Raw genomic sequence first — 16,835 nt, forward strand, 5'->3', positions numbered from 1 at the left:
GCTCAGCCGCCCAGTTCCTTCGCCAGGGCGTCCGCTTCGTTCTTGGTGAAGCTGCCGGAGATCTGGATCTCGTTGCCGGGGATGGGGCTGGAGACCGACGGGGCGCTGATCAGGCGGTCGCCCAGGAGGATGGCGATCTGGTTCTTGGGGGCGTCGCGCTTCGAGGCCAGTTCGGTGAGGGCCGTGAAGCGTTTGCCGTCGGCGTTCTGGAAGGTCGCCTTGACCAGGGCGCCGCCCAGCGACGGTTCCAGCGCGGACTCCACCTTGCGGAGCTGTTTCACGCTCATGCGTTCCGCGTCCCGGGTCGAGACGCGGAAGCACGTCTTCGTCTTCTCGTCGTAGAAGGTCGGCGGCGCCATCGCGTCCGTGCACTCACCGGCCGCCGTCTCCTCGACCAGGGCCAGCCGCAGGTCCTGCCGTACGGGGGAGAGGCCGGGGTCGTCGGGGAGCAGGGCGTAGACGGTGGCGGCGGCGCCGGCGGCCAGGGCGACGGCGAGCGTGGTCGTGACCGGGGTGGGGCGGCGGGTGCGGGCGGGCGCGGGGCGCGGGAGGCGGCGGGTGCGGTTCGGGGCCGGGCGCGCGACTCGGTCGGTGGCGGCGTCGGCGGCGTACCGGCGGCCCGCCGCCCCGGCCTCCTGCGTGCGGCGGACCCGGTGGCGTTCGATGGCGCGGGCCCAGTCGTCGGGCAGCCAGTCGGCGGCGCCGTGCGCCTGCGGCCGGGCGGCGAGGACCGGTTCGACGACGTCGAGCAGGGCGGCGGGGGACGGGCGGTCGGCGGGGGCCACGGCGAGGCACGGCAGGACGAGTTCGGCCGCGTCGGACGGCAGTCCGCGCAGGTCGAGGTCGGCCTCGGCGGCCCTGACCAGCTGCTCCATCGCCGTGCCGTGGCCCATGCCCCGGTAGGGGCTGCGGCCGGTGAGCAGGAAGAAGAAGGTGGCGCCGAGCGAGAAGACGTCGGACGCGGGGGTGGTCGGCTCGCCGCGCGCCTGCTCGGGGGCGGCGAAGGGGATGGTGCCGAGCGCGTTGCCGGTACGGGTGAGGTCGGCGGCCTGCGAGATGCCGAAGTCGATCACCCGGGGCCCCTCCTCGGGCAGCAGGATGTTCGACGGCTTCACGTCCCGGTGGACGAGCCCGGCGGCATGGATGTCGGTGAGCGCCTCCGCCGTGCCGGCGGCGATCCACGCCAGCGACTCGGCCGGCAACGGGCCCTGACCCGCGACGAGTTCGTGCAGCGACGGGGCCGGGATGTACTCGGTGGCCAGCCACGGGACCTCGGCGTCGGCGTCCGCGCCGACGATCCCGGCGGTGAAGGGGCCGTGCACCCGCTGGGCGAGCGCCGCCTCGCGGGCGAAGCGGCGCCGGTCCTCGGGGGCGATGGTCCCGCCGTCGGCGGCGCCGAGCAGGGTCTTCACGGCCACCGTCCGCCCGCCGGGCGACCGGGCCACGTACACCCGGCCCATCCCGCCGCCGGCCAGTTCGGTGAGGACGGTGTACGGGCCGATCCGGTCGCCCGGCCGCACCCCGCCCCCTCGCTGCTCCGCCACCGCGCCTCCCCCTCCGTGGTGATCACGGTTCCGTGGTGATCACGTCTCGCCCCGGGAGAAGGCTAGGGGGCCGGGGTGTGGCCGGTCCACAACGATCGTGAAAGGGAGGGGAGTTGAGGTGTCAGTCCTGCTGATTCCGCAGGGCGTCCAGCTGGTCGAGGAACCAGCGCTGCGGGGGCAGGGCGGTGGCGGCCTCGGCGAGGCGGCCGGTGCGCGCGGCGCGTTCCTCGGCCGGCATGCCGAGCGCCGTGTGGAGGGCCTCGGCGGTGGCCGAGACGTCGAAGGGGTCGACGGTGAGGGCGTGCTCGCCCAGCTCGCGGTGGGCGCCCGCGCCGGTCGACAGGACCAGGGCGCAGCCCGCGTCGGAGACCACGGGTATCTCCTTCGCCACCAGGTTCATGCCGTCCCTGACCGGGTTGACCAGGGCCACGTCGGCGAGGCGGTACGCGGCGAGGGAGCGGGTGAAGTCGTCCTCGACGGAGACCAGGACCGGCCGCCAGCCGTCCGTACCGAACTCGGCGTTGATCTCCTCGGCGAGGGCGACGACGGACTCCGTGTACGCGCGGTACGACTCCAGGTCCTGCCGGGAGGGGTAGGCGGAGGCCAGGTGGACGACCCGGTCGCGCCACTCGGGGTGCTCCGTCAGCAGCTCCCGGTAGGCCAGCAGGCCGCGCAGGATGTTCTTCGACAGTTCGGTGCGGTCGACGCGGACGATGGTCTTCCGGTCCCCGACCTCCTCACGGAGCCTGGCCAGGCGTTCGTCGACCTGGGGGCGGTGGGCGAGGGCCCGCAGCTCGTCGCCGTCGACGCCGAGCGCGTACACCCGGACGCGGGTCCTGCCCTTCCCGGTGTCGTGCCGCCGCCACTCCACGCCGTGCCAGGGGGCGCCGCTGGGCCACAGCCCCTGGGCGTGGCCGGTCGCGTCCTCGCGCTGTTGGAAGCAGCCGATGAAGGAGGACGCCCATCCCCAGGTGTGGAAACCGAGCTCGTCGGCGCCGAGCATGCCCCACAGCAGCTCCTCGACGATGTCGTCCGGCACCATCCGCAGGTACTCCGGCGACGCCCACGGCGTGTGCGTGAAGTGACCGATCCTGAGGTCGGGGCGGAGCTCGCGCAGCATCCCGGGGACGAGCGCCAGGTGGTAGTCCTGCACCAGGACCGACGCGCCCTCGGCCGCCTCGGCGGCCAGCGCCTCCGCGAAGGCGCGGTTGTAGGCGCGGTAGGAGGCCCAGTGGCGGCGGAAGGCTGCGTCGAAGACGGGCTCGCGGGGGATGTCGTACAGGTGGTGGTGGAGGAACCACAGCACCGAGTTCGCGATGCCGTTGTACGCGTCGGCGTACACCTCCGGGTCGATGTCCAGCATCCGCACCCCGGGCTCGGCGACGCCGCGCCGGACGGCCTCGCGGTCGCCGTCGCCGAGCGCCGCGCACACCCACAGGCTGTCCTGGGAGTCCACGGCGCTCAGGCCGGAGACGAGGCCGCCGCCGCCCCTGCGGGAGGAGAGCGTGCCGTCGTCGCCGAGCGCGTACGAGACGGGGCCTCGGTTGGATGCCACGAGTACGGAAGCCATGTGGCGAACCTAGCCCGTCCCGTAAACGCTCAAACGTACGTATACAAGACGGGCTGATCCGGCCACGCTGCGTCGCCGCAGGTCAGTCGCGTCGGCCTCGCATCGCCGCCTTCGCCACCAGGCCCGTGCCGGCGAGCACCACGGCCAGGGCGCCGAGCAACCAGAGCCGCTCGCCGCGGGCACCGGTCTCGGCCATGGAGCCGCCGCCGTGCGGAGGGCCGGGGGCCGGGGCCGGCGGCGGGGGCGGGGCCGGCGCCGGGGGCGGGCCGGGGGCGGTGGTCGTGCCGGTGGGGCCGGACGCCGACGGCTCCGGTGTCGACGGTTCCGGTGTCGACGGTTCCGATGCCGACGGTTCCGGTGTCGACGGGGACGGGCTCGGGTCCGGCTTCTCCGGCTCCGGGGCCACCGCGCACGCCGGGTCCTCGCCGACCTCACCGCCCTCGCCGCAGTGGGAGCGCGGCGAGCTCACCACGACCGCGTCGCGGAGCCTTCCGTCGCCCGTCGCCGGGGCCTTCACCTTCACCGAGTACGTGACGGTGGCCGTCTTCCCGGCCGGGAGGTCGCCGGTCCAGCCGATCCTCGGCTTCTCGTACGCGACCTCGCCGAGGTCCGCCTTCGCGTCGCCCGCGTAGTCGGCGTCGTCGAGGGTCTCGGTGAGGTCGTCGGCGAGGGAGGCGTCCGGGTGGTCGAGCCCGCTGACGTTCTTCGCGGTGATCGTGTACGTGAGGGTGTCCCCGGGCTCCACCGTGCGCGGGTGTGCCGTTCTGGTGACCTCCAGGTCCGGTACCGGCACCGAGAGGGCGAGGCCGGAGGGCACGTAGGCGTCGCCGTCGGTGGAGAAGGTCAGTTCGGCGGAGGTCGCGCCGACCGGGATCGCGCCGTCGGGGACGTCGAACTCCTTCGCGTCGAGGGACAGGTTGTCGACGAGGTCCGGGGAGACCGCGCCGTCGTCCTCGCCGACGAAGAAGTCGTCCGCGCTGCCTGTGCGGGACTCGGTGACGTGCTTCCCGTCGACGAGGAGCGTGTCGCCGGGGGTGTTCCCGTCGCCCCCGTACGCCGTCACGCTCGCCCGCGCCCTCCCCGGGGAGCGGTGGAAGCCGTCCACCGTGACCGCCGTCGCGGGGGAGGTCGAGCGCTGGAGGACGTGTCCGCCGTAGAGGTGGACGGAGCGCCGCTCCGGCGCCTTCACCGGGTCGGGGCCCGGGAAGCGGTGGACGACGGTGAGGGACCAGCCGGCGACGCAGCCCTGGCCGTTCGGCGCCCAGACGCCGCTCACACCGACCGCCACCGGCGCGTCCGTCCCCGAGACGCCCGCGAAGGCGGCGGTCACGTCGGACTCGCCCGTGTAGTAGTGCGGGCCGCCGGTGTCGGCCGGGTCGACGACCATGCTGTCGATCGAGACGGGTGCCGCCGCCTTCGCGCCGACCGCGAGCAGCGGGGCCGTCGTCGCCGGGTCGCCGGGGGAGGGCGCCACGTCCGTGCCGGAGTCGTCGCAGCGCTTCAGCCTTGCCCCGCCGGGGACCCGGTACGTGCCGTCGTTGCCGCCCCAGAAGAGGCGGGCGTACGCCACCTCGGCGCCCTCGGGGATCCGGATCCGGCCGGTGCTGGAGCCGTACGCGTCGCCGGTGCCGGCGGTGTCGAGGCGTCGCATCACGAAGGCGTCGTTGTCGTCCGGGCCCTCGCCCTTCGTGGCGGTCGCGCAGCGGGCGGCCACGTCGGCGGGGGTCTCCGGGCAGCCCATGACGGTGTTGCCGATGGTGGCGAAGTCCCCGTACAGGGACGCCTGGTACCGCTCGCCGAAGGGTTCGACGACGTCGGCGGCGGCCGGTGGGGCCGCCGCCGCCCAGAGCGGGCTCGCGGCGAGCAGTCCCGCCGCGAGCACCCGGGAGAACGAGTGCGATGATCTGAAGCGCATAAAAGGGCAATGTAGGCAAAGCCCATCATCTACGGACGTTACGCCACGCGTCGCTGCGCGTACTCCGCGATCTCGACCATCGGCGGGCGCTCCTCCGTGTCCACCGCGTACGTGTGCGGCTCGAAGCCGTGCTCGCCCCGCTCGAACTGGGTGAGCCGGGGGCGTACGAGATGACCCCGGGAGAGCCGCAGCTGCGCCGTGCGGTAGATCGCCGCCGCCATCCGGCCCAGCGCCTGTCCGTCCTGGTGGCGGTGCTTGCGGACCCCGACGTCGACCTGCGCGAGGGCGTCCAGGCCCACCGTGTGCAGCGCGTCGACGAGGAGGCCCAGCTCCACTCCGTAACCGACGGGGAAGGGGAGCCGTTCGAGCAGCGAGCGGCGGGCCGCGTACTCGCCGCCCAGCGGCTGGACGAAGCCGGCGAGGCGCGGCCAGTGCAGATTGAGCAGCGGGCGCGCCACCAGCTCCGTCACGCGACCGCCCTGACCAGGTGTCTTGCCGGAGGCGAGCCCATCGGGTTCCGTGCCGAAGGGGCGGTCGTACATGGCCTTGACGAAGTCGACGTCCGGGTCGGTGAGGAGCGGGCCGACGATGCCGGTGACGAAGTCCGCCGAGAAGTCCTTCAGGTCCGCGTCGACGAAGCAGACGACGTCCCCGCCGGTCACCATGAGCGAGCGCCACAGGACCTCGCCCTTGCCCGGGACCGCCGGGATCCGGGGGAGGATGGCGTCGCGGGCGACGACCCGCGCGCCGGCCGCCGCCGCGACCTCGGCGGTGCGGTCGGTGGAGCCCGAGTCGATCACCACCAGCTCGTCGACGAGCGGCACGGCCTCGGTCATCAGCTCGCGCCGGATCACGCTGACGATGTCCCCGACCGTCGCCTCCTCGTTCAGCGCGGGCAGCACCACGCTGACCGTCGTCCCCCGCTTGGCGGCGAGCAGCCGCTCCAGGGGGCGGTCGGACACGGACCAGGACCGCCGGGTCAGCCAGCGCTCCACTTCTTCCAGCAACGTGATCTCCATCTCGCGGATCGGACGACCGTCTCCACCTTCGAAGCCTTCGGTTACAGTCTTGAACAACGCGGAGGCCCGATGCATGTCGGGGTGCCGCCCGCGTCTCACAATCGAATACCGCTCATCCAGAGGGGCAGAGGGATACGGCCCGTTGAAGCCCCGGCAACCCTCCAGTCGGTTTGTCTTGCGTCGTCTTACGCCAGCGAGGCCCCCGGCTAGGGAAGGTGCCAAATCCGTCTCATGGCGAAATGCGTCATGAGGAAGATGAGGAGAAAGGGCCTCCCCTCCATGGCTGTACAGACCTCCGCACCCGCTGCCGCCGCCGACGCCACCGGCACCCCCGTCGATCTCGGTCCCGCGTCCGGGCTTTCCTGTCGCGAATGCGGCGAGGTCTTCGCCCTCGGCCCGATCTTCGCCTGCGAGCTCTGTTTCGGACCCCTCGAAGTCGCCTACGAGCTGCCGCTCGGCGACCCGGAGGAGCTGCGGAAGCGGATCGAGGCCGGCCCCGCGAACATCTGGCGGTACGCGCCCCTGCTGCCCGTCCCCGCCGACGTCGCCGAGAAGCCGAACCTGAACCCCGGCTGGACCCCGCTCGTCAAGGCCGACAACCTCGCCCGCGAGCTCGGCGTCGCCCCCGGCAAGCTCTTCGTCAAGGACGACTCCGGCAACCCGACCCACTCCTTCAAGGACCGGGTCGTCGCCCAGGCCATCGAGGCCGCCCGCGCCTTCGGCTTCACCACCCTCTCCTGCTCCTCCACCGGCAACCTCGCCGGCGCCGTCGGCGCCGCCGCCGCCCGCGCCGGCTTCCGCTCCTGCGTGTTCATCCCGCACGACCTGGAGCAGGGCAAGGTCGTCATGGCCGGTGTGTACGGCGGGGACCTCGTCGCCATCGAGGGCAACTACGACGACGTCAACCGCTTCTGCTCGGAGCTCATCGGCGACCCGCTCGGCGAGGGCTGGGGCTTCGTGAACGTCAACCTCCGCCCGTACTACGGCGAGGGCTCCAAGACGCTCGCGTACGAGATCTGCGAGCAGCTCGGCTGGGTCATCCCGGACCAGCTGGTCATCCCGATCGCCTCCGGCTCCCAGCTCACCAAGATCGACAAGGGGCTCCAGGAGCTCATCAAGCTGGGCCTCGTCGAGGACAAGCCGTACAAGATCTTCGGCGCCCAGGCCGAGGGCTGCTCCCCGGTGTCGGCGGCCTTCAAGGCCGGCCACGACGTCGTGCGCCCCCAGAAGCCGAACACCATCGCCAAGTCCCTGGCGATCGGCAACCCGGCCGACGGCCCGTACGTCCTCGACATCGCCCGCCGCACCGGCGGCGCGGTGGAGGACGTGAACGACGAGCAGGTCGTGGACGCGATCAAGCTCCTCGCCCGGACCGAGGGCATCTTCGCCGAGACGGCCGGCGGCGTGACCCTCGGCGTGGCGCGCAAGCTCGTCGAGGCCGGCGTCATCGACCCGAACCTCACCACCGTCGTCCTCAACACCGGTGACGGGCTCAAGACCCTGGACGCCGTCGCCGACAGTTCTCAGGCGACCGCCACCATCCGCCCGAGCCTGGACGCGTTCCGCGACGCGGGCCTGGCCCACTGAAAGGGTTCGAACACACCATGGCCGTGAACGTCCGCATCCCCACCATCCTCCGCACCTACACCGGCGGCCAGGCCGAGGTCCCCGCCGAGGGCGGCACCCTCGCCGAGGTCATCGCCGACCTGGAGAAGAACCACACGGGCATCGCCGCCCGCGTCCTGGACGACCAGGGCAAGCTGCGCCGCTTCGTGAACGTCTACGTGAACGACGACGACGTCCGCTTCGAGCAGGGCCTGGAGACCGCCACGCCGGACGGCGCGGGCGTCTCGATCATCCCGGCCGTCGCCGGAGGCTGACCGTCGAGCGCAGTGCCGGCGGCTGCTGACATCTACCTGTTGGTAGCTTTCGCTCCAGAATTGCCCCTTCCGCGAGAGAAAGCGGAGGGGGCAATTCTGCATGGTTGAGCGCGATAGAGTTGGGGAAGCCCCCTCGGCCGCGCATGCCAGGCGCATATGAGTACGGTCCCGGACCTGACGAGAACGGGCCAAGAAGCGGCCGAAAAGCGTAGGCGCTCTGCCCCTTATGCCGCTTTCGCCCGGCCCGAGTTGCCCCGCAATTCATGGATTTCTCCCCGCTTCCCCTTTCCGCGCCTTCCAGAATTCTCAGCGGATTGCCCTGTTGCAGAGGGCAGTTGGACAGATACATTCAGCCGCGGTCGACGCGTTCCGGCGCAGGTTCTGACCCGGGTCCGTGAAGTGCGGATCCGCGCAAGGGCCAGTAAGTAATAGGGGAGTTAGGCATGGCTCAGGGCACCGTCAAGTGGTTCAACGCGGAGAAGGGCTACGGCTTCATCGCGGTCGACGGTGGTGCGGATGTTTTCGTCCACTACAGCGCCATCCAGATGGATGGGTACCGCAGCCTCGAAGAGGGCCAGCGGGTCGAGTTCGAGATCTCGCAGGGTCAGAAGGGTCCGCAGGCGGACATGGTCAAGGTGACCGCCTGAGGCGCGGCGCGATCGGCCACCGACGTCTCGTCGTCGAGGGGCCCGCATCCCCCGGGATGCGGGCCCCTCACGCGTTCCCGGAGGGGTGGCGCGAGGCTGCCCGATCCCCGAGAGCCGCTTGCCCCCGCCCGCCGCCCGACCACCACCCCTATAGGAGCCTCTTCGAGGCGCTTGCACTCTCCTGGGTCGAGTGCTAATCATTGGCGTTAGCACTCTGAAGGTGAGAGTGCTACGAGGACTGGGCATGACGAGGCCGCCGACCCGGGTGGGGCAAGGAACCACACGGTGCGCGGAGGCCGTCCGTCGCGGGCGTCGGCGCGGTCCTGGAGCGTTATCCACCCCATGTCCGGGAGGACCACTTCACATGGCCAAGATCATCGCGTTCGACGAGGAGGCCCGGCGCGGTCTCGAGCGCGGCATGAACCAGCTCGCTGACGCCGTCAAGGTCACCCTCGGCCCCAAGGGTCGTAACGTCGTCCTCGAGAAGAAGTGGGGCGCCCCCACGATCACCAACGATGGTGTCTCCATCGCCAAGGAGATCGAGCTCGAGGACCCGTACGAGAAGATCGGCGCCGAGCTGGTCAAGGAAGTCGCCAAGAAGACGGACGACGTCGCCGGCGACGGTACGACCACCGCCACCGTCCTCGCCCAGGCGCTCGTCCGCGAGGGCCTCCGCAACGTCGCCGCCGGTGCCAACCCGATGGCCCTCAAGCGCGGCATCGAGAAGGCCGTCGAGGCCGTCTCCGGCGCCCTGCTCGACCAGGCGAAGGAGGTCGAGACGAAGGAGCAGATCGCCTCCACCGCCTCCATCTCCGCCGCCGACACCCAGATCGGCGAGCTCATCGCCGAGGCGATGGACAAGGTCGGCAAGGAAGGCGTCATCACGGTCGAGGAGTCCCAGACCTTCGGTCTGGAGCTGGAGCTCACCGAGGGCATGCGCTTCGACAAGGGCTACATCTCGGCGTACTTCGCGACCGACATGGAGCGCATGGAGGCCTCCCTGGAGGACCCCTACCTCCTCATCGTCAACTCCAAGATCTCCTCGGTGAAGGACCTGCTCCCGCTCCTGGAGAAGGTCATGCAGTCGGGCAAGCCGCTGCTGATCATCGCCGAGGACGTCGAGGGCGAGGCCCTGTCGACGCTGGTCGTCAACAAGATCCGCGGCACCTTCAAGTCCGTCGCCGTCAAGGCCCCGGGCTTCGGCGACCGCCGCAAGGCCATGCTCCAGGACATCGCCATCCTCACCGGCGGCACGGTCATCTCCGAGGAGGTCGGCCTCAAGCTGGAGTCGGCCGGTCTCGACCTGCTGGGCCGCGCCCGCAAGGTCGTCATCACCAAGGACGAGACCACCATCGTCGACGGTGCCGGTGACAGCGAGCAGGTCGCGGGCCGCGTGAACCAGATCCGCGCCGAGATCGAGAACAGCGACTCCGACTACGACCGCGAGAAGCTCCAGGAGCGCCTCGCGAAGCTCGCCGGCGGCGTGGCGGTCATCAAGGCCGGTGCCGCGACCGAGGTCGAGCTCAAGGAGCGCAAGCACCGCATCGAGGACGCCGTGCGCAACGCCAAGGCGGCCGTCGAGGAGGGCATCGTCGCCGGCGGCGGCGTGGCCCTGCTCCAGGCCTCCAGCGTCTTCGAGAAGCTGGAGCTGGACGGCGACGAGGCCACCGGTGCCGCGATCGTCAAGCTCGCCCTGGAGGCCCCGATCAAGCAGATCGCGGTCAACGCCGGTCTTGAGGGCGGCGTCGTGGTCGAGAAGGTCCGCAACCTCACCCCGGGCCACGGCCTCAACGCCGCGACCGGCGAGTACGTCGACCTGGTCGCCGAGGGCATCATCGACCCGGCCAAGGTGACGCGCTCCGCGCTGCAGAACGCCGCGTCGATCGCCGCGCTGTTCCTCACCACCGAGGCCGTCATCGCCGACAAGCCGGAGAAGGCCGCTGCCCCGGCCGGCGGCGGCATGCCGGGCGGTGACATGGACTTCTGATCCTGAACGGATCGGTGGTTCATCGCTGACGCGAGTCGAACGCGAACGCCGAGGGCGGCACTCCCCAGCAGGGGGGGTGCCGCCCTCGGCGCGTTCCGTCCCGGAGGGCGTCAGAGCACCGGCCGCACGAGGGCCTCGGCGCGCGGCTCCCCGGTCCGGCGCGCGTGGGCCACCCGCGCCTTCACCTCGGAGAGCGTCCGGGGCCGGTAGCCGGAGCCGCTTCCGTCGCACCCCCGCTGGTGGAAGCGGATCCCCGCGTGCAGCAGCACAGACAGCACCCGCCACGCCTCCGTGTCCCGCCGCCGGGGCGGCTGGAACGCGGAACCGACCCCGATCATGGGCTCCCCGCACCGAGGGCACCCGCGCGCGGGCCCGTGGTCGTACCCCTGCTTGTACGAGCCCCGGCACGGCAGGCAGACGTACGAGGTCCTGTTGATTCCCATGGGGGCAGGGTAGGGCGTGCCCGGCTCGTACAGGGTGGGGGAGCCGCACCGGCAGGGGGAGATGAACGGGTTCAAAAACCTGTGTCCGGGGGAACGGCGGCTGCTACTGTCACCCTGTTCCCGCAGGGACGAGCGGCAGGGGGACCCCCGCCCCTTCCTTGCGGAGAGTTTCCTGGGGAGGGACTTCTTCGTGCTTCATCCGCTCAACGGGCGGGCCGTGCCGCGTCGACGCGTGCTCGGCCGCATCGCTCTCACCGTCGCTCTCGCCGTGACCGCCGGGACCGGAGTCTCGGCGGGGACCGCCGCCGCGGAGACGCCCGGCCTCTCCGCCGATTCCGTCGTCGTCAGCCCGGGGGCTCGCTTCGTGCCCCGGGCCACCCTCGTTCTGAACGCGGGCGAGACCGGCTTTCTCACCGCGCAGGAGGGCGACGACCGGCTCCGCTGGATCGACTACGCCACCGGTGCGACGACCGTGCTTGACCACCGGCTGCCGGAGCCGCTCTCGTACGACGTGGACGAGGTCCGCTTCGATGCCCACCCGGCCGACTTCGGCCACGGCTCCGACACCGTCGCGATCCACTCCGCCACCCCCACCCCGCATGTGACGCTCCAGCAGCGGGCCGGTGGCGGGGCGACCGTCACGGTACCGATCCCGGAAGGCCAGACGTACGTCGCCACGTACGGCGACACCGTCATCACCCGCACCGGCACCGAAAGCGACGTCACCAGTCTGCACCTGCTGCGCCCGGAGAACGGCGAGGTGCGGGACCAGGAGCTGAAGGGGCTGCCCTCGGGGTGGCACCTCGGCATCAGCGAGGGCGACGCCCGCTCCGTCGCCGTGCGCGGCATCGAGTGGGTCGACAGCACCATGTCCCAGGGGTGGTGGGTCGTCGACCTCGCGAGCGGAAGCGTGAAGGCCCTCTCCTCCCGGGGCGAGAGCGTCTCCTTCGACGGGGACACCATCCTCCACCTCGGGGGTTCGCCGGACGGCGGCGCCCAGGTCTACCGCCGCGACGACCTGGACGCCGAGCCCGTCACCGTCGACACGCGCGACCTGGCCCAGTACGACGACATCGTCCGCCGCTTCGGCGACGACTACGTCACCCTGACGCCGATCGCCGAGCGCATCAACCGCGGGTACCGGGGCACCGAGCTCGTTCTGCGCGACGCCGCCGCGACGACCCGGCAGGTCCTGCTGGCCGTCACCGGCCCGGCGGTGCACCGCACGCCGGACGGCTCGCTCCTGGTGGCCGGTGCGGAGAAGAGCACCGACTACGGCGCCCTCGACTGGGGGTACTACCGCTTCACGCGCGCCGCCGACGGCACCGTCACCCGGACCCGTCTCGCGGACATCGAGGACCGGGAGGCCAAGCCGTACGGCATCGCGCTCGGCAGCGGCATCCTCACCACTGCCGACGACTCCCAGTACTACGACCCGGCCGGCTACTACGGTGCCTACCGGAGCACCTGGCTGAAGACCTCCGGCCGCCCGGAGGAGCTGAACTCGACCGTCGACGGTCTCCTGCGGGGGCAGGACGACTGGTGCACGTCCACCGAGGCGTTCTGCGCGGCCCTGTTCGCGAGCGGCGACGGTCACCACAGCCGCGTCTCCGGGACCGAACAGGACCTCACCGTGGTCAACCGGAACGGGTCCGCCGCATGGGGGCCGCAGGTCGACTCCGGCCTCGGCAGCCCGCGGCTGGTCGACCTCTCCGGCCGGTTCGCGGTCGTGAACCAGGCGTGGGGCGGCGAGCAGGCCCTCCTCGACGTCGGGACCGGGACCGGCGCCGTCCTCCAGAAGCGCTCGCCGGCCGCGGCGGCCGTCTGGGGCAACACCCTGTGGAGCGCCGTCGGCGTCGCGGAGAACCCCAGCGACAGCGAGTCGACGCTCGTGCGCGCCCTGCGTCTGCCCTCGGGGACCGCGACCGGCGAGTCCTTCGACGCGGGCTGCGTCCCCGCCGAGGTCCAGGCCGTGGGCCGGTGGGTCTACTGGCAGTGCCGGGACTCCGTGACCGACTACCGCGGCGGCGGCCTCTACGACCGCCAGGCGAAGCGTTCCGTCAGGCTCGGCACCGAGCCGGTGCTCCTCGGCGACCAGTACCTGGTCCAGCAGCCCGCCTACGGCGCGGACCTGACCCTCGTCGACCTGAGCGGCGGCCTGCCCGCCGGCGGTGCGGCCGCCCTGCCCCGGCGGGTCGTCGTCCCCGCCGCCGAGCTCGACCCCTCGACCGGTCGCCGCTCCGCGTGGACCGTCGACCGCTTCGGCGGCCACCTCGCCTACACAGGGAAGGACCGGCGGGTCCGGATCGTCCCGGTCGGCGTCGCCGCCTCCGGGCTTGCCGTCATCGACGCCGACACGCCCGCCGTGAACATCAAGACGGCTACGTGGAAGCCGCGTTGGTGGCTGTCGAAGCCCGCGGCCTCCTGGAGGCTGTCGCTGAAGCACAAGGCGACCGGGAAGACCGTGCGGACGCTGACCGGAGGCGAGGCCCGCGGCCTGGTCACGACGGTGTGGGACGGCAAGGACGCGTCCGGGAAGCTCGTCGTCAACGGTGGGTACACCTGGACGCTGACCGCGCAGCCCGCCGACGGGCAGGGCGCCGCTCTGACCGCGTCCGGGACCGTTGCCCTCTCGGGGGGCGCCGCCGTGTGGCGGGACATGGCCGGGGACGACGGTTTCGGTGATCTGCTGGCGATGGACACGGCCGGGGCGATGTCGCTGTACCGGGGGACCGGGACGGGCGGTGTCTCGTCGCGGATCGTCGGGGTCGGGAACAAGTTCGCCACCACGTCGCTGCTGGTGCCCTTCGGCGACGTGAACGGAGACCGCTGCGCCGATGTGCTGGCACGCGTCGGGAACGAGCTGCGGGCGTACCGACCCGGGTGCGGGAAGGTCGTGACGGCGTCGTCGCCGTACACGCTGATCGGCTTGGGCTGGGCGCAGTACGACCAGCTGACGTCTTCGGGGGACGTGAACGGGGACGGGTACGCCGATCTCGTCGTGCGGCAGGCGTCGACGGGTGACATGTACTTCTACGCGGGGACGGCCACGCATGCGCTCAAGGCGCGGGTGCGGATCGCGGCGGACTGGAGGCTGTACAAGCGAGTTGTCGGGGCTGGGGATCTGAACGGTGACGGGCGGGGCGACCTGCTCGGGGTCGACGCGGCCGGTGTGCTGTGGCGGTACTTCGGGACCGCGACCGGTGGGGTCGCGCCGCGGGTGAAGGTTGGCGGTGGCTGGGGTGTGTACTCGGCGCTCGTCGGCGTCGGCGACGTGTCCGGTGATGGCCGGAGCGACCTGGTGGCCCGGACGACCGACGGGAAGCTGTACCGGTACTCCTCGACCGGGACCGGTGCGTACGGCGGCCGGGTGCTGATCGGGACCGGCGGCTGGAACACGTTCAAGGCGTTGTTCTAGGCGCGTGTGGACAGGAGGAGGCCCGGGGCTCGCGCCCCGGGCCTCCTTTTTCACGCGTCGCGGCGGAAGAGGGCGGTCCAGAGGAAGCCCTCGCCGAAGTGCGGGGAGTCCGGAGGCTGGTGGCGCATGCGGCGGACCCCGACCGGTTCGTAGGCGGCGAAGATCGCGCGGAGGGACGTGTCCGTGTAGGCGAGGCCGCCCTCCAGGGCGCCCTCGCGGTAGAAGTCGGCGTCGGGGCGCTCCGAGCCCATGCCGCCCTCGCCGGCCGCGAAGGCGGTGAGGGCGAAGGCGCCGCCGGGGGCGAGGACGCGGTCCAGGAGGGCGAGGTAGGTGACGCGGCGGTGCGGGGGGAGGTGGTGGAAGCAGCCGGAGTCGTACACGAGGTCGTAGGGGCCCTCGACGGTGCCGGGGGCGAAGGCGTCGCCGTGGTGGAGGCGGACCCCGGACGCGCCCGCCTCCCCGACCCGTTCCGCCGCCCAGCGGATCGCGGTCGCGGAGAGGTCGACGGCGTCCACCTCGTAGCCGCGCGCGGCGAGGTGGAGGGAGTTGCGGCCGGGTCCGCAGCCGAGGTCGAGCGCCCGGCCGCCGGCCGGGAGCAGGCCCCGGTCCAGGTACGACACCAGGTTCTCGTCCGGCTTCGGGACGAAGAACGGCACCGGCCGGTCCCGGTCCGCGTAGAAGCCGTCCCACCAGTCCGCCCCGCCCCGCGTCCACCGGTCGGCGGCGGGCGCGAACAGCCCGTCCAGCAGTGCCATGACGTCCTCGACCGTGCGGATCCCGCGGTCCGTCCCTGCCATGTGGAACTCCTCTCGACGTGAGTTCCAGGATAGGGGTGGGGAGGGTAAATGCCCAGGTCAGGTGGGTGGTTGGGGGTGCGGGGGGAGGGCTTGTGCGGGGCGTGGACGGGGTGCGGGGCCGGGCCGGAGCGCGTCCCCCCGGAGGTCGCGCGGCGGGCCCTCACGGGCCCTTCCGGGGCCGGGAAGGGGGCGTGTGGCGGCCCCGCCGGGGCACGTTCTCCGCGCCGTGGCACTCCCCCGTGGCGGCGGTGATTCGCTCGGCTGTACGATCCGGCCACCGGCAGGTGGGGGCATCGGGCCGGCACCCCGGCCAGGCGTACGCGCCCCTCGCGCGACGGCCTCCCGCGCCCCTCCCCAGCCTGTCGCCATCGACCTTTCCGCATGAGGGGAGACCCCCCTTTTCTTGTCCGTCCGAAGAACCTTCGCGCTCGCCCTGAGCGCGACCCTGGCCCTCACGGGTCTCGCGGCCGTCACGCCACCGGTCGCGGCGGCAGCCGACACGGCGCCGTACGCGGTGACGATCCCTCCGCTGACCGATCCGTCGAAGGCGACCGACGGCACCGTCGAGGGCGTGGGCACCGGCGTCCAGTTCCGCTACGGCGGGTCCCAGACGCGCTGGCGCAGCCTCAGTGCCGACCGCGTGGCCAACGCCCCGTTCTGCGACTCGTTCTTCACCTTCTCCACCGGTGACACGTCCGTCTGCGTCGACGCGGGCGACTACGCCCAGGTCCACGACTTCGCGACCGGCGTCAATGCCGTGCGAGGGGTCCCGGGCGGCGCCGACCGCCTGCTGCCCGTGGTCGCCGGCGGCCGGCTCGTCCAGGCGGAGCCGGACGGGGACGGCGTCACCCTCGTCCTGCTCGGCTACGGCGAGAACGCTCCGGCCGACCTCAGGACCCTCCTGCCCGGGGCCGCGTCGCAGCCGCTGGTCCTCGCCCAGGACGGCGACGACGTGCTGCTCAGCTACCTCGCCGACGGCGCCGAGACCGCCGTCCTCCTCGACCTCGCGACCGGCGCCCTCACGCCCCTGCCCGCACCGCCCGGCGCCACCCAGATCCGCTGGGGCGCGCTCGACGCCGGCCGGGTCGTCCTGGCCGGCGGGACCAGGCCGAGCGAGGTCGTCGTGCTCTCCCGCGCGGACCTCGCGGCTCCCGGCCGGAAGGTGACGCTGCCGCAGGCCGTCGCGGCCACACCGGCGCACTTCGCGCTCGTCGGCGACTGGCTCGTCGTCCAGGCCGCCCTGCCGGTGGCCGCCGACGGCGGCGAGTACGCCTCCCTGCGCGCCGTCCCGCTCGCCGGCGGGGAGTCCCGCGACCTCGGCGTCACCGTCCGGGCCGGCGACCGGATCGTGCCCGGTCCGGGCGGTGCCGCCTACGTGACGGGGCGCGTGGGCAGCGGCCCGTGGGAGGTGCGGCGCGTCGCCACCGGGGCGGGAGGGGCGCCCGTCGTGACGCGGGCCCTGTCCGCCGGGGCGCCGTTCGCGCGCGAGAACGTCACCCTGTCCCAGGGACGCGTGGTGGCGAGGACGGCCGCCCCCGACGGCAAGACCCTCCTCCAGGGCTACGACCTGGCCACGACCGGTGCGCACGCGGCCACGGCCACGTGGAGCTGAGAC

Annotated in this window: 12 protein-coding genes and 1 riboswitch; of the genes, 6 read left to right on the top strand and 6 right to left on the bottom strand. The window is 72.5% G+C overall.

The window, feature by feature from the left end; genetic code table 11:
• Window positions 1-2: 2 nt before the first annotated feature.
• The 4 genes from HHL19_RS38070 to HHL19_RS10125 all read right to left on the bottom strand — a co-directional run bounded on the left by HHL19_RS38070 (window position 3) and on the right by HHL19_RS10125 (window position 6,036).
• Window positions 3-1,544, bottom strand: a complete 1,542-nt coding sequence (locus HHL19_RS38070) for a serine/threonine-protein kinase (protein ID WP_169087894.1) — start codon at window positions 1,542-1,544, stop codon at window positions 3-5.
• A gap of 121 nt (window positions 1,545-1,665) precedes the next feature.
• Window positions 1,666-3,114, bottom strand: coding sequence for a trehalose-6-phosphate synthase (locus HHL19_RS10115; RefSeq protein WP_169087896.1), 1,449 nt, complete (start codon window positions 3,112-3,114; stop codon window positions 1,666-1,668).
• An 82-nt stretch (window positions 3,115-3,196) separates the two neighbouring features.
• Window positions 3,197-5,029 (bottom strand): DUF11 domain-containing protein, encoded by a 1,833-nt coding sequence (locus HHL19_RS10120; RefSeq protein ID WP_169087898.1) that lies wholly within the window; start codon window positions 5,027-5,029, stop codon window positions 3,197-3,199.
• A 38-nt stretch (window positions 5,030-5,067) separates the two neighbouring features.
• Window positions 5,068-6,036, bottom strand: a complete 969-nt coding sequence (locus HHL19_RS10125) for a glucosyl-3-phosphoglycerate synthase (protein ID WP_169088947.1) — start codon at window positions 6,034-6,036, stop codon at window positions 5,068-5,070.
• Between the two features lie 121 nt (window positions 6,037-6,157).
• A riboswitch (SAM riboswitch) is annotated at window positions 6,158-6,310 on the top strand.
• 17 nt (window positions 6,311-6,327) lie between these two features.
• On the opposite strand from HHL19_RS10125, the gene thrC reads away from it, so the two are divergent.
• The 4 genes from thrC (at window position 6,328) to groL (ending at window position 10,562) form a co-directional block, all read left to right on the top strand.
• Window positions 6,328-7,635 (top strand): threonine synthase, encoded by a 1,308-nt coding sequence (gene thrC / locus HHL19_RS10130; RefSeq protein WP_169087900.1) that lies wholly within the window; start codon window positions 6,328-6,330, stop codon window positions 7,633-7,635.
• A 17-nt stretch (window positions 7,636-7,652) separates the two neighbouring features.
• Window positions 7,653-7,928, top strand: a complete 276-nt coding sequence (locus tag HHL19_RS10135; protein WP_169087902.1) for a MoaD/ThiS family protein — start codon at window positions 7,653-7,655, stop codon at window positions 7,926-7,928.
• Between the two features lie 443 nt (window positions 7,929-8,371).
• Window positions 8,372-8,575: a cold-shock protein gene (locus HHL19_RS10140; protein WP_030498267.1), complete on the top strand. Its 204-nt coding sequence runs from the start codon at window positions 8,372-8,374 to the stop codon at window positions 8,573-8,575.
• Between the two features lie 364 nt (window positions 8,576-8,939).
• Window positions 8,940-10,562, top strand: coding sequence for a chaperonin GroEL (gene groL, locus HHL19_RS10145; RefSeq protein ID WP_169087904.1), 1,623 nt, complete (start codon window positions 8,940-8,942; stop codon window positions 10,560-10,562).
• Window positions 10,563-10,672: 110 nt separating this feature from the next.
• Here the strand turns inward: groL and HHL19_RS10150 are convergent, their stop codons facing one another.
• On the bottom strand, window positions 10,673-11,005 hold the full coding sequence (locus HHL19_RS10150) for a deoxyxylulose-5-phosphate synthase (protein ID WP_169087906.1): 333 nt from the start codon (window positions 11,003-11,005) through the stop codon (window positions 10,673-10,675).
• A 190-nt stretch (window positions 11,006-11,195) separates the two neighbouring features.
• Between HHL19_RS10150 and HHL19_RS10155 the strand changes: the two genes are divergently transcribed.
• Entirely contained in the window at window positions 11,196-14,423 is a 3,228-nt protein-coding gene (locus HHL19_RS10155) for an FG-GAP-like repeat-containing protein (RefSeq protein WP_346768276.1), read from the top strand.
• 50 nt (window positions 14,424-14,473) lie between these two features.
• Here HHL19_RS10155 and HHL19_RS10160 read toward each other — a convergent pair whose 3' ends face one another.
• Window positions 14,474-15,220, bottom strand: a complete 747-nt coding sequence (locus HHL19_RS10160) for a class I SAM-dependent methyltransferase (protein ID WP_169087910.1) — start codon at window positions 15,218-15,220, stop codon at window positions 14,474-14,476.
• Window positions 15,221-15,623: 403 nt separating this feature from the next.
• On the opposite strand from HHL19_RS10160, the gene HHL19_RS10165 reads away from it, so the two are divergent.
• Complete coding sequence (locus HHL19_RS10165) at window positions 15,624-16,832, top strand: hypothetical protein (RefSeq protein ID WP_169087911.1); 1,209 nt, start codon at window positions 15,624-15,626, stop codon at window positions 16,830-16,832.
• Window positions 16,833-16,835: the final 3 nt, after the last annotated feature.

Origin of the sequence: Streptomyces sp. R302, from assembly GCF_012927245.1 — a bacterium.
In the GTDB taxonomy this organism is placed as follows: domain Bacteria; phylum Actinomycetota; class Actinomycetes; order Streptomycetales; family Streptomycetaceae; genus Streptomyces.